The following is a 12,277-nucleotide window of genomic DNA, read 5'->3' as shown; positions in this document are numbered from 1 at the left end:
GATCAGGCGGCGGCGTGCAGGCCGCGCCGGACGGCGTGGGCGTCGAAGAGCCGGCGATGGCGTTCCCACAGGCGGGCGACCTGTACGTCGCCGTCGAAGAGTGAGACGGTCGAGGCCTCTTCGCCGACGGGAAGAGCCAGCAATTCGGTCTTGGCGGCGATCGTCGGATGGGCATCGCGACACCGGCGGGCGAACCCCGGGTCGCAGGCCACCACACGGTCGGCCACTCGCAGCGCCAGCGATTCGCGCAGCGCCGTCCGCAGCGGCACACGCCCGGCGATCGCACCGGCGTGCGGATCGGCGTGGACCACCAGCACGATCGGCCGGCCGACGAGACGGGCGAGCGGCACCCAGGTGAAGTCGTGCACCGAAACGGAGGCGACCTCGGCGCGCGCGGCGGTGCGCACCGCGGAGAGATGACGCATCAATCCGGCGGCGAAGGACCCCGAGCCGCTGCGGCGCACCGGCAGGAAGTCGACCGATCGGCCGGCCACCGAGATCGCCGCACCGGTGCCGGGGCGGAGATCACCGACGTGGTCGGTGCCGACGAAGAGAACCGAGAAGTCCGAGGGCAGCGCCGACAGGACGGCATTCAGCCGGGTCTCGACGGCGCCCGCAGGCTCGATGCGCGGGTCGGTCGGGTGGATCAGGCACAGCCGATGCGAAGTCATCGTTTCACCTCCGAGGGGCGGAGAGCGGCGCCGGCGCGACGATCTTCGACTTCGACCGCGGTTCGACCGTGACCTCCGGCGGGAGGGGGCCGTCGCGGGTGATGCCGAGCGTCGAGCGCAACAGGTATCCGAACAGCCACACCGCCGATTTCAGGTAGCGCGGCAGCAGGCGGCGCGGTTCCTGAGCGGTGCGCCAGGCCCACTCGAGGCCGATGCGCTGCATCGCGTGTGGTGCGCGCCGGCGTTCGCCGGCGAGAAAATCGAGCGCCGCGCCGACGCCGAGATAGACGACGCCTTCCGACCAGGTCAGCGCCGCGTTGGCGAAGAGTTCCTGCTTCGGCGCGCCGAGGGCGACGAAACAGATGCCGGCGCCGGATCGGGCGATCCGTTCGGCCGCTTCGCGCGCCGCTTCACCGTGCGGGTCGAAGCCCATCGGCGGCGCTTCGACGCCGGAGACCCGGAGGCCGGGGATCTCATGACGCAGGTGCTCGACGGCGCGATCGAGGATCTCCGTGCGGGTGCCGTAGAAATAGACTGCGATGCCGACGGCGGCGGCGGCGCGACACAGCGGAAGCACCAGATCGGCGCCGGTGACGCGTTCGATGTCGACCCCGGTCGAGCGCGCCAGCAACACCACCGGCATGCCGTCGGCGGTGACGTAGGTGGCGCGTTCGTAGGCGGCGCGGAAGGCCGCGTCGTGGCGCAATTTGTGGAGATGGTCGAGATTGATGGTGAAGACGGTCCCGCCACGGCCCTCGCCGGCATCCTGGACGATGCGTTCGATCAGCCAGGCCTCGTCGGGCACGTTGATCCGCCAGGAATCGATCCGAGCGACGCCGGGACCGACCTGGTGTGTCTTCTTCTCCACGGCAGACTCGAGTGCGAAAGTCGTCACGGCGCCACCTCTCGAGGAGTGGATGAGGTTCTCCACCGCCACCCCGCCCGATCTCCGAGAAGCTAGGCAATTCATATCGAATTTTAAAGTCTTTCCCAATCTCTCGGTTAATGGAGATCAGGTCGGATACTTACAATTTTATCGATTTCGGTGACGAATTGTGAACCATCCCGAAGGACGTCGAAACGTGCCGTGGCGACGACGCGGGGAGGCGATGTTTCGGCGGACTTCAGCCGATCCCGGTGGCGGCAACCATCGATCAACCATGTCCGGAGATCGCACGCGGCGCATACCGGTTCTCCACCGGTCGCGGTGTCGGATGGGACGTCACGAAAGCCGCAACGGGCCGATCGCGTATCGACCCGTCCCGTCACCGAGAGCCGATCCCGTGAGTCTCGCCTTCTCGCCGGTCAGACCCCTCCCCGTCCTTTCGTCCGCGCCTCGCGCGCGGCCGACGACGGCCGGCCGGGTGACGACGTGGCTGGTGTGGGCGAGCGTGGCGGCGATGGCGATGATCTCGGCGATGGCGCTGGTCGCCCTCGGGGTTCCCTACGCCGTCTCGGGCGGGTCGTTCGTCACCAAGATCCATCCGGCGACCTGGTTCGCCGTCGCGGCGGTCGTCGCGGCGATGATCGAAGGCGGTGGAGCGGGGCACCGAGCGGCGGAGATCGCCGTCGATCATCCCGGCGTGATCGCGCTGGGCGCCGCCGTGGTGCTGGTGTTCGTCCACACCGCGCTGGTCCAACATCTGCCGCTGTCGGCGATCATCGACACCTTCGTCCTGCCGATCCTGGTGTTCGTGGCGATCGGCGCTCTCGATCCGGCTTCGCGGCGTCCGATCGGCACGGCGCTGCATCTGTTCTTCGCCGTCAACGCGATCGTCGGCCTCGTCGAATACTTCACCGGGTGGCGATTGACGCCGATGTACGACGTCGACGGCACGATCATCCACGATTGGCGGTCGACGGCGATCCTCGGCCATCCGCTCAACAACGCCTTCGCCACCGGCTGCTGGCTGGTGATGACGGCGACGGGAGGCGGTCGGTCGATGCCGCTCCTGCTGCGGATCGCGGCGATGTCCCTGGCGTCGGCGGCGCTGGTCGCGTTCGGCGGGCGCGTGGCGATGATCCTCGCCTTCGCGATCGTGGCGATGGCCGGCGCTCTCGGTGCATCGCGGGTGCTCGCCGGCCGGCGCTTCACGCTGACCGATGCGGCGATGGCGGTGGCGGCGGTGACGGTTCTCGCCGTGGTGGCGATCGTCGCCGTCGACGCCGGGGCGGCCGACCGGTTGATCCAGCGCTTCTCCGACGACTCGGGAAGCGCGGGAACGCGTATCGCCATGTTCCGCATCTTCGCCGATCTCGGTTGGGAGGAGTTCCTGTTCGGACCGCCGCCGGACCTGATGATCCAGGCGCAGCGGACCTGGGGCATCACCATCGGCATCGAGAGCACCGAAGTCGCCTTCGTCGCCTTCTACGGCCTGATCCCGGCGCTGCTGCTCCTCTCCGCGCTCGGCGCCTATCTCTTCGAACTGGTGCGCGCCACCTCGCGGGCGAGCCTGTGGCCGGTCGCCTTCTTCGTGGTGGTGATGTCGGCGTCGACGGGCCTCTCCAGCAAGTCGACCAATCTGGCGTTCTTCACCGTCATGGTGATGACGATGATGCCCACCGTCGGCGCGAGCGGCCGCGGCGCGGCACCCGTCGCCGCCGCGCATTAACCGCGAATCGTTCAATTTCGCCGAATTCGGCCGGTTCGGCTCCCGTTGTCCGGGCACTCCGCTTAGAGTTCGCGGGCGAGAGGTGGAGATGCAAACGGGACAGCCGAACGACGTCCGGTCGGTGAACGAGGTGGAGACGACGGAGAGGATGGTCGCCCCCGGGCGCCCGCCGCGTCGGCTCGACCGCGCCCACATCGCCGCGATCATCCAGCAGATCCCCTCCGATTCCTATACGCTCGTCCTGTGGCGACCCGACCCGGCGACCGGCCTCCCCCGGCCGCGGCGCGGTGTGATCGGCGACGCCGACGGACACGAGGTGCAGTCTCTGATCGATCGCGACGAAGCTCGACTGCACCTTCACGACATCGACGAGATCCTGCGCCATTTCGACATCACCTTCCCCGATACGCCGATCGTCCCGCCGCCGCGCCACCGTTTGCGGCACGGGCTGATGCTCGCTTCGCCCGGCATCCGCATACGGCTCGAGCCGACGACGGGGGAAGGTGCGGTGCGGATCCTCGCCGGCGCGGCGACGCTGCGCCCGACCTCCGGCTCGGCGGAGGCGATCCGCCGGGGCACGGTGACCTACGGTGTCGGAGCGGTGCTGCCGCGCCATCCGGGCGTCGCACGAACCATCGAGGTGGGCACGGAGACCCTGGTGGCGCTGACCTTCGAGGTCGTGCCGCGTCGACGCTTCGCCGCGCTCGGGGCCGAGGTGTCCGCTCTGGCGGCCGCGATTCGCGCGCGGCTCACGCACCCGGCCGGCGCCCACGGGGGCGAAACGGGGGCGATCGAGTTCCGCCTGACCCGGGCGCGATCGCAGGCCCGGGGGCTCCCCTGAGCATCGTCGCGCCGCCGGATTCACGGCCGATCCGCCCGGTTCGGCTTGCGCCATCCGGCATCCTCGGGCGACATCGGAGGCGACGCGATTCGAGCGGCCGGGCGCACCACGCCGGTGACCCCGGCGCCGCGCCGAATGCGGTGCCCGAGCGATGATGCTGAGACAGACGCTCCTCTACCTCCCGGCCCAGCTCCTGGGTCCGCTCGCCATGTTCGTGGCGGCGGTGGTGTGGACACATCTGCTCGACGCCGAGACCTACGGCGTCGTCTCCTACGTGCTCGCAGCACAGGAACTGGTCTACATGGTGACCATCGCCTGGTGGTCGCTCTATGCCCTGCGCTTCCGCGCGGCGATGGACGAGGACCGGCGGCGGCGTCTCGTCGAAGCCGACAATGCCGTGGTGCTCGGCGGCGCGCTCCTCCAGGTGGTCGCGGCGGTGCCACTGCTCCTCGCGCTCGACATGACGCCGAGCGCCGAGTTCTTCGTCGCCTCGGCCGTCCTCTTCGTCACCCGCTCGCTCCTCACCCACTACAGCGAGATCGCGCGTACCGAGCAGGCGATCGCCACCTACACCATCGCCCAGCTCGCCGGGCCGCTCGTCGGCACCCTCGCCTCCTTCGTCGGCGTCATCGCCTTCGGGGCGACGCCGACGGCGGCGCTCGCCGGCATCGCGGTGGTCCAGGTGCTCGGTCTCGCAGTGGTGATGATCCGTCTCGGGGTGAAGCCGAAGATCCCGATACCGGGCCGCGACGTGATCGGCGATGCACTCGTCTACGGACTGCCGATGCTGGCGACCGGAATGCTCGCCTGGATCGCCACCAACGGCATCCGGCTGGTCGTCGACCAACTCGCCGGCGCGGAGGCGCTCGGCCTCCTGTCGGTCGGATGGGGGCTCGGACAGCGGGTGTCGTCGGTGGCGGCGATGCTGCTCACCGCGGCCGCCTTCCCGATCGCGGTCAGGCTCTACGAGAGCGGCGACGAGGAAGGCGCGCTGAAGCAGCTCGCCGACAACGGGTCGATGCTCTTCGCCCTCCTCGCCCCGACCACCGCCGGGGTGGCGATGGTGAGCCGGCCGCTGGTCGAGGCGATGATCGCCGAGCCGTTCCGCGCCGCGACGATCGCCATCCTGCCGCTCGCCGTGCTCGCCGGATCGATCCGCAACCAGCGCGCCCACTACGTCGACCAGCTGTTCCTGCTCCACACCGCGCCCGGCCGGATGGTGCCGCTGATGGCCATCGAGGCGCTCGGCTGCGTCGTCGGCGTGGCGGTGGGGTTGGTGTGGGGCGGCGGCGGAATCGCCGGGCTGGTCTGGGCGACGGTGGGCTGCGTCGCCGGCACGCTGCTCGCCGCCCTTCTGACCATGGCGATCGCGATGAAGGACTACCGGCTCAGGCCGCAGTGGAGTCGCTGGGTCCGCATCCTCGGCTCGACCGGGGTGATGTGCGCGGTGCTGGCGGCCGTCCCCTGGGGCCGGGGAACCCTCGCGCTGATCGGCGAGATCATCGCCGGGGTGATCGTCTACGGCGCCGCCATGGCATTGCTCTTTCCAAGCGAGCGCGGATTCGTGATCACGAAATTGCGCAGGCGAACCGGCTGAGGAAGACAGTGCCCTCCTCGACGTGTTAGAGCGGAAAACTACGGACGCGCCATCCCGACACGGCCGCGCCTCGCCTGCCCCCGCGGACACCTCGATGACCCAGACCGCCACGACGGCACCGAACCCGGCTTCCGGCCGCGAGGTTCTTCGCTACGGCGATTTCCGTCTCTATCTCGGCGCACGCTTCGCCACCGGGCTCGCCATCCAGGTCCATGACGTCGGCGTCGGCTGGTACGTCTACGAGATCACCCGTTCGGCCTGGGCGCTCGGCCTCGTCGGACTGGCGGTGTTCCTGCCCAATCTCCTCTTCGCGCTGGTCGCCGGCGAGGTCGCCGACCGGTTCGATCGCCGTCTCGTCGTCACCGCCGCTTTCGCCACCATGGCGGCGGTGTCGCTCGGGTTGCTCGTCACGGTGATCGTCGGGACGACCTCCCCGGCCCCGGTCTACGGACTCGCGGCGCTGTTCGGCACGGCGCGCGCCTTCGCCATGCCGGCGTCGCAGGCGCTGGTGCCGATGCTGGTGCCGCGCGAGGAGTTTCCGCGGGCCATCGCCTGGGTGTCGTCGACGTGGCAACTGTCGACGATCGGCGGGCCGGCGCTCGGCGGCCTGCTCTATGCGTTCGGCCCGACGGTGGCCTTCGCCTCGGCCTTCGCCGCCTTCGCCGCCGGCGCGATCGCGGTCTTCTCCATCCCACCGCGACCGGTGAACGGTGTCGGCGGCAAGCCGAGCCTCGAACGGCTTCTCGCCGGCATCGCCTTCATCCGCTCCCGTCCGGTGATCCTCGGGGCGATCTCGCTCGATCTCTTCGCGGTGCTGCTCGGCGGGGCGACGGCGCTGTTGCCGATCTACGCCCGCGACATCCTGATGACCGGCCCGTGGGGGCTCGGCCTACTGCGCTCGGCGCCGGCGGTGGGCGCGGCGATCGTCGGCCTGTGGCTGGCGCGCCATCCCCTCGAACGCAACGCCGGCCGCATCATGTTCGCCGCGGTCGCCGGCTTCGGCCTCGCCACCGTCGGCTTCGGCCTCTCCGCCTCGCTGTGGCTGTCGCTCGCCTTCCTCGTCCTGCTCGGCGCCTCCGACATGGTGTCGGTGGTGATCCGCCAGACGCTGGTGCAGCAGGAGACGCCGGACGAGATGCGCGGCCGCGTCTCGGCGGTCAATTCGGTGTTCATCGGCGCCTCCAACGAGCTCGGGCAGTTCGAATCCGGGGCGCTCGCGGCGGCGATCGGGCCGGTCGGCTCGGTGGTTCTCGGCGGGGTCGGCACATTGGTGGTGGCTGGTCTGTGGATGCGGCTCTTCCCCGGCCTCGCACGGCGCGACAGACTGATCGACGACAGAGGAGCCTGATCTCGACGATGGGTGAATTCGATCTCGGCCAAATGGCCTTTCTCGCCTCGGTGCTGCTCGGCGCCGGTGTGATCTCCGGCCTGCTCGCCGGTCTCTTCGGCGTCGGCGGCGGCGCGGTGATGGTGCCGGTGCTGTTCCAGCTGTTCGGCGTCATCGGCGTCGCGGACGATCTCAAGATGCAGCTGGCGGTCGGCACCTCGCTCGCCGTCATCATCCCGACCTCGATCCGCTCCTTCATGGCGCATCGAGCGCGCGGCGCCGTCGACGAGGAACTGCTCAAGGCCTGGGCCATCCCGACGATCGTCGGCGTACTCCTCGGCTCGTGGATCGCCTCCTTCGCACCGCCGGCGGTGTTCAAGCTGGTGTTCGTCTTCGTCGCCTGGGCGACGGCGATCAAGCTGGGCTTCGGCAAGGACAGCTGGGCGATCGCCGAACGGGTGCCCGGCGAGCCGTGGCGCGCCGTGATCGGCGGCGTCACCGGCCTCCTGTCGGCGCTGATGGGCATCGGCGGCGGCTCGATCGTCAATCTGGTTCTGAGCTTCTGCAAGGTGCCGATCCACCGCTCGGTCGCCACCGCCTCGGGCATCGGCGTCCTCATCTCCATCCCCGGCGCCATCGGCTACGTGCTCGCCGGGTGGAGCAAGATGGGGGCTTTGCCGCCGCTCTCCCTCGGCTTCGTGTCGGTGATCGGCGCGGCGCTGGTCATGCCGACCAGCGTCTGGGTGGCGCCGATCGGTGCGCGCCTCGCCCATCGGCTGCCGAAGCGGACGCTGGAGATCGCCTTCGCGATCTTCCTGGCGCTGATGGGCCTGCGCTTCGTCGTCTCGCTCCTCAAGTGAGGGAACCGCCGATGGCCGCCGACGCGCCCCGTTTCGACCGCAGCTTCGACCCGCGCCACGGCGAGGCGGTGCGGCTCTCCGATCTCGTCACCCGCGTGGTGGCGAAGAACCCCGGGCCGTTCACCTTCCACGGTACCAACACCTTCCTGGTCGGGACACGGGATCTGGCGGTGATCGACCCGGGGCCGGACGATCCGTCCCACATCGACGCGCTGCTGCGGGCGATCGACGGCCGGCCGGTCTCGGCGATCCTCGCCACCCACACCCACCGCGACCATTCGCCGGCGGCGCGGGCGCTGGCGCGGGCGACCGGCGCCCGGGTCTACGGCGAAGGACCGCACCGGCCGGCGCGACCGCTCGATCTCGGCGAGATCAATCCGCTCGACGCCTCCGGCGACCACGAGTTCCGTCCCGACGTCACCCTCGGCGACGGCGACGTGGTGGCCGGCGAGGGCTGGGTGCTCGAGGCGATCGCCACGCCCGGCCACACCCCGAACCATCTGTGTTTCGTGCTGCCGCAGGAGGAGACGACCTTCACCGGCGATCACGTCATGGCGTGGTCGACGTCGATCGTCGCGCCGCCTGACGGCTCGATGGTCGACTACATGGCGTCGCTCCGCCGCCTGATCGACCGGCCGGAGAGCCTGCTGCTGCCCGCCCACGGCAACGGCATCGCCGATCCGGGCGAGTTCCTCGAGGCGCTGGTGCGCCATCGTCTCGGCCGCGAGAAGGCGGTGCTCGATCGGCTGGCGGCCGGCGACGAGACCATCCCCGACATGGTGCGCATCGTCTACGCCGAGGTCGACCGCTCGCTGCACGGCGCGGCGGCGCTGTCGATGCTCGCCCATGTCGAGGATCTGGTGGCGCGCGGTCTGGTGGCGAGCGACGGCCGGGTCGATCTGGCGGCGCGCTATCGATTGGCGTGAGGCGCAGGAGGCGACACGCACCCGAATCTCGGATCTTCGGGAACACGAGAACGAGGCCACGAGGGTCCCTTCTCCCCTTGCGGGAGAAGGTGGCCGAAGGCCGGATGAGGGGTTCGGGCCTCTCGCAGACCAAGGAGCCCGACGCTTCCACCCGGTTGCCGCTTCGCGGCACCCCCTCATCCGCCCCTGCGGGGCACCTTCTCCCGCGAGGGGAGAAGGGGGCGTCCCGCCATTTCCCTCCACTCCGCTTCGGCTCTATACTGCACTCATGTCGAAAGCCCTGCCCCGTCCCGTTCTCTATATCGGCACGCCGATCTTCGTGGCCGCGATGGGGCTCGCCGTCTGGGCGTGGTTGCGGTTCGGCGCCGGGGTGTGGTTCGACACCATCGCCACCGGCTTCGCCGCCTGTCTCTGAGCCCATGTCCCGCGAACGACTCGATCAGGCGCTGGTGCGACGCGGCCTCATGGCGACGCGGGCGCGGGCGGCCGATGCCATTCGACGCGGCGAGGTGACGATCGACGGCCGGGTCGAGACCAAGCCGGGCGCGGCGGTCGGTGAGGGTGCGACGCTCGTCGTCGCCGATCCGGCTGCTGCCTGGGTGTCGCGGGCGGCGTTGAAACTCACCGGCGCGCTCGACGCCTTCGCGCTGTCGCCCGAGGGCTGCGAGTGCCTCGACGTCGGGGCCTCGACCGGCGGCTTCACCCAGGTGCTCACGGCGCGCGGCGCGACGCGGGTCACCGCCATCGACGTCGGTCACGGGCAGTTGGCGGAGGTGGTCGCGACGGACCCGCGCGTCGTGGCGATCGAGGGGCTCAACGCCCGCGACCTGACCGCCGCGCATCTGCCGGCCGCGCCCGCCTTCGTCGTCGCCGACGTCTCCTTCATCTCGCTCGCGCTGGCGCTCCCCCCTGCCCTCGACCTCGCGGCGCCCGGCGCCGTCGGCGTCTTCCTGGTCAAGCCGCAGTTCGAGGTCGGGCGCGACCACATCGGCAAGGGCGGCATCGTCCGCGACGAGGCGCAGGCGACAGCCGCCGTCGATCGCATCGAAGCGATGCTCGTCGCCCACCGCTGGACGCCGATCGGCCGGGCGCCGGCGGCGATCACCGGGGGCGACGGCAACCGCGAATGGGTCGTGGCCGCCCGCAAAGCAGCGGCGTGATACCAAAGGCCGAAGGTGCCGACGCACCCCGCCTTCGACTGCACGCGAATTTCTCATTTGCGTCAGAGGCATGCGAAACTCGCGTCGGGAATACCATCGGTCTTTTCCAACGGCCGATGGTACGAGCCCGCTTTCCGCTCGCATTCACGGCCCGGTTGGGGCAGAAGCGCATGATGAACCGCGAAGAAGCCTCCCACCCGACCGCTCCCGCGACCGAGACGGTCACCATCAGCGACATCGCCCACAAGGGCGACGGCGTCGCCGTGTTCGAAACCGAGGCCGGCGAGAAGCGGCTGTTCGTCGGCGGGGCGCTGCCGGGCGAGACGGTTCGTGTCTCGATCACCGGGGAAGGGGTGAACGAACGTGGGCGCATCGAGGAGATCCTCCACGCCAGCCCCGACCGGATCGAGCCGGCCTGTCCGGTCTACGACCGCTGCGGCGGCTGCTCGCTGCAGCATTGGGGCGAACACGCCTATCTCGCCTGGAAGCGCCACCAGATCCTCGAGGCGTTCCTCGATCGCGGTCTCGAGATCGAGATCGGCGACTGCGTCGCCACCGGACCGGCGAGCCGCCGGCGGGCGGTGATCGCGGTGCAGCGGCGGACCGGCGCACCGGTCGCCGGGTTCCGCGAGCGGCTCTCCCACACGGTGGTGGAGGCCGACGGTTGTCTGGTGATCACCCCGCGCATCCGCGCCAGCCTGCCGAAGCTGATCAAGATCTCGCATCTCCTGACCTTCGGTGCGAAGGGGGCGATCTTCACCGTGCTCGACACCGAGACCGGGCTCGACGTTTCGGTCGGCGAGGCGGAACTGCCGCCGGAGCGGCGCCAGCAGGCGATCGCCCAGGCCCTCGATCTCGGCTTCGCCCGCTTCTCGGTCGGCCGGGAGATCGTGGTCGAGGCGCATCCGCCGGTGATCCGCTTCGGCGGCATCGCGGTGATGCCGCCGCCGGGCGCCTTCATCCAGGCGGTGGCGGTGGCCGAGGAAGCGATGGCGGGGCTGGTCGAGACGGCGGTCGTCGCGGCGCTGGCGGCGCGGCCGAAGAAGGCCAAGGGGCCGGCGCGGGTCGCCGATCTCTTCGCCGGCTGCGGCACCTTCGCCCTGCGCCTGTCGCGCCTCGCCCAGGTCCATGCGGTGGAGAACGACAAGCCGGCGCTCGAGGCGCTCTCCTATGCGGCGCGCCACACCCAGGGCCTCAAGCCGGTGACGGTCGAGGCGCGCGATCTCTATCGCCGGCCGCTGATGGCCAAGGAGCTCGCCGGCTACGATGCGGTGGTGTTCGATCCGCCACGCGACGGCGCCGCGCCGCAGGTCAAGGAACTGGCGAAGTCGGGCGTGCCGGTGATCGTCGCGGTGTCGTGCAATCCGGCGACGCTGGCGCGCGACGCGCGCTATCTCGTCGACGCCGGCTGGCGCATGAGCCCGGTGACGCCGATCGATCAGTTCCTGTGGTCGCATCACGTCGAGGCCGTGGTGGTGTTCGAGAAGCGCTGAGGGCGGCCGGACCGCCTTCGGGGAAGGTCGAACCACGGCCGCCGACGTCGTCGAACTCATGCGGTACCCGCGAAATTTCGAGCCAGTCGAAATATCGCGGGTACCGCATCATACCGAGTTCACGAAATTCGGACTCGTCCGAATTTCGTGAGTTGCGGCCTGACCGGCCGACGCCCGTTCGGGCTCGCCTTCGCGGATGAAGTTCCGAACAGGTCGGAACTTCATCCGCTCGGTATCAGAGGTCCTTCGCCGCTCGGCGTACCTCGCGATCGAGGGCCTGGAGGAAGGTCTGACGATCCTTCGGGGCGAAGGGCCGCGGGCCGCCGGTGACGGCGCCGGCCGAGCGCAGATCCTCCATCAGATCGCGGGTGGCGAGCGCCATGCCGATCGAGGCGGCATCGAAGGTGCGACCATTCGGCGCGACCACCCGGGCCCCCGCCTTCACGCAGCGGTCGGCGAGAGGCACGTCGGCGGTCACCACCACAGTCCCGCGCCCTGCCCGCTCGGCGATCCAGTCGTCGGCGATGTTCATCCCCTGGGCGACGACGACTCGTTCGACCAGCGGATCATCAGGTAATCTCATCCATGAATTGGAGACGAAGCACGTCTTCAACTTCAGTCTTCCTGCGACACGCAATATTTCATCCTTCACGGGGCAGGCATCTGCGTCGACGTAGAGTATGACGGGCACGTCCCCTCCATTACGTGGCGTAATACGGCGGCGACATCGGCCCCGTTCAGGGGAACCCCTGATGTCATTTGCTGAAGGTCAAAGGAAACCTCGGATCGA

General features: G+C 69.9%; 12 protein-coding genes. 9 read left to right on the top strand and 3 right to left on the bottom strand.

Annotated elements, in window-relative coordinates:
* Window positions 1-2: 2 nt before the first annotated feature.
* Together V7Q42_RS14020 and V7Q42_RS14015 are read right to left on the bottom strand one after the other, a co-directional pair.
* Window positions 3-671 (bottom strand): hypothetical protein, encoded by a 669-nt coding sequence (locus V7Q42_RS14020; RefSeq protein ID WP_333824715.1) that lies wholly within the window; start codon window positions 669-671, stop codon window positions 3-5.
* A gap of 4 nt (window positions 672-675) precedes the next feature.
* Entirely contained in the window at window positions 676-1,539 is an 864-nt protein-coding gene (locus V7Q42_RS14015; RefSeq protein ID WP_333824714.1) for a WecB/TagA/CpsF family glycosyltransferase, read from the bottom strand.
* A gap of 496 nt (window positions 1,540-2,035) precedes the next feature.
* On the opposite strand from V7Q42_RS14015, the gene V7Q42_RS14010 reads away from it, so the two are divergent.
* From V7Q42_RS14010 to V7Q42_RS13970, 9 genes are all read left to right on the top strand, one after another.
* The gene (locus tag V7Q42_RS14010) at window positions 2,036-3,283 is read left to right on the top strand and encodes a VpsF family polysaccharide biosynthesis protein (RefSeq protein ID WP_333824713.1); all 1,248 of its coding nucleotides are present in this window, start codon (window positions 2,036-2,038) and stop codon (window positions 3,281-3,283) included.
* A gap of 88 nt (window positions 3,284-3,371) precedes the next feature.
* A complete protein-coding gene (locus V7Q42_RS14005) occupies window positions 3,372-4,124 on the top strand; it encodes a hypothetical protein (RefSeq protein WP_333824712.1) in 753 nt (250 codons plus the stop codon).
* Between the two features lie 154 nt (window positions 4,125-4,278).
* Complete coding sequence (locus tag V7Q42_RS14000) at window positions 4,279-5,721, top strand: lipopolysaccharide biosynthesis protein (protein ID WP_333824711.1); 1,443 nt, start codon at window positions 4,279-4,281, stop codon at window positions 5,719-5,721.
* Between the two features lie 94 nt (window positions 5,722-5,815).
* Window positions 5,816-7,069, top strand: a complete 1,254-nt coding sequence (locus V7Q42_RS13995) for an MFS transporter (RefSeq protein WP_333824710.1) — start codon at window positions 5,816-5,818, stop codon at window positions 7,067-7,069.
* A gap of 8 nt (window positions 7,070-7,077) precedes the next feature.
* Window positions 7,078-7,908: a sulfite exporter TauE/SafE family protein gene (locus V7Q42_RS13990; RefSeq protein WP_333824709.1), complete on the top strand. Its 831-nt coding sequence runs from the start codon at window positions 7,078-7,080 to the stop codon at window positions 7,906-7,908.
* A gap of 11 nt (window positions 7,909-7,919) precedes the next feature.
* Window positions 7,920-8,834, top strand: a complete 915-nt coding sequence (locus V7Q42_RS13985; protein ID WP_333824708.1) for an MBL fold metallo-hydrolase — start codon at window positions 7,920-7,922, stop codon at window positions 8,832-8,834.
* Between the two features lie 268 nt (window positions 8,835-9,102).
* Window positions 9,103-9,249: a hypothetical protein gene (locus V7Q42_RS13980; protein ID WP_333824707.1), complete on the top strand. Its 147-nt coding sequence runs from the start codon at window positions 9,103-9,105 to the stop codon at window positions 9,247-9,249.
* Between the two features lie 4 nt (window positions 9,250-9,253).
* Entirely contained in the window at window positions 9,254-9,994 is a 741-nt protein-coding gene (locus tag V7Q42_RS13975; RefSeq protein ID WP_333824706.1) for a TlyA family RNA methyltransferase, read from the top strand.
* A gap of 170 nt (window positions 9,995-10,164) precedes the next feature.
* Window positions 10,165-11,487 carry a class I SAM-dependent RNA methyltransferase gene (locus V7Q42_RS13970; RefSeq protein ID WP_333824705.1) on the top strand — a complete coding sequence of 441 codons (1,323 nt, stop codon included), beginning with the start codon at window positions 10,165-10,167 and terminating at the stop codon, window positions 11,485-11,487.
* A gap of 235 nt (window positions 11,488-11,722) precedes the next feature.
* Here the strand turns inward: V7Q42_RS13970 and V7Q42_RS13965 are convergent, their stop codons facing one another.
* The gene (locus V7Q42_RS13965) at window positions 11,723-12,202 is read right to left on the bottom strand and encodes a YaiI/YqxD family protein (RefSeq protein ID WP_442958203.1); all 480 of its coding nucleotides are present in this window, start codon (window positions 12,200-12,202) and stop codon (window positions 11,723-11,725) included.
* Between the last annotated feature and the right edge of the window lie 75 nt (window positions 12,203-12,277).

Origin of the sequence: Pinisolibacter sp. (assembly GCF_036782435.1) — a bacterium.
GTDB lineage: Bacteria > Pseudomonadota > Alphaproteobacteria > Rhizobiales > Ancalomicrobiaceae > CALBKH01.
Note: the sequence above shows the minus strand (reverse complement) of the source record. Positions and strands in the feature narration are given on the sequence as shown.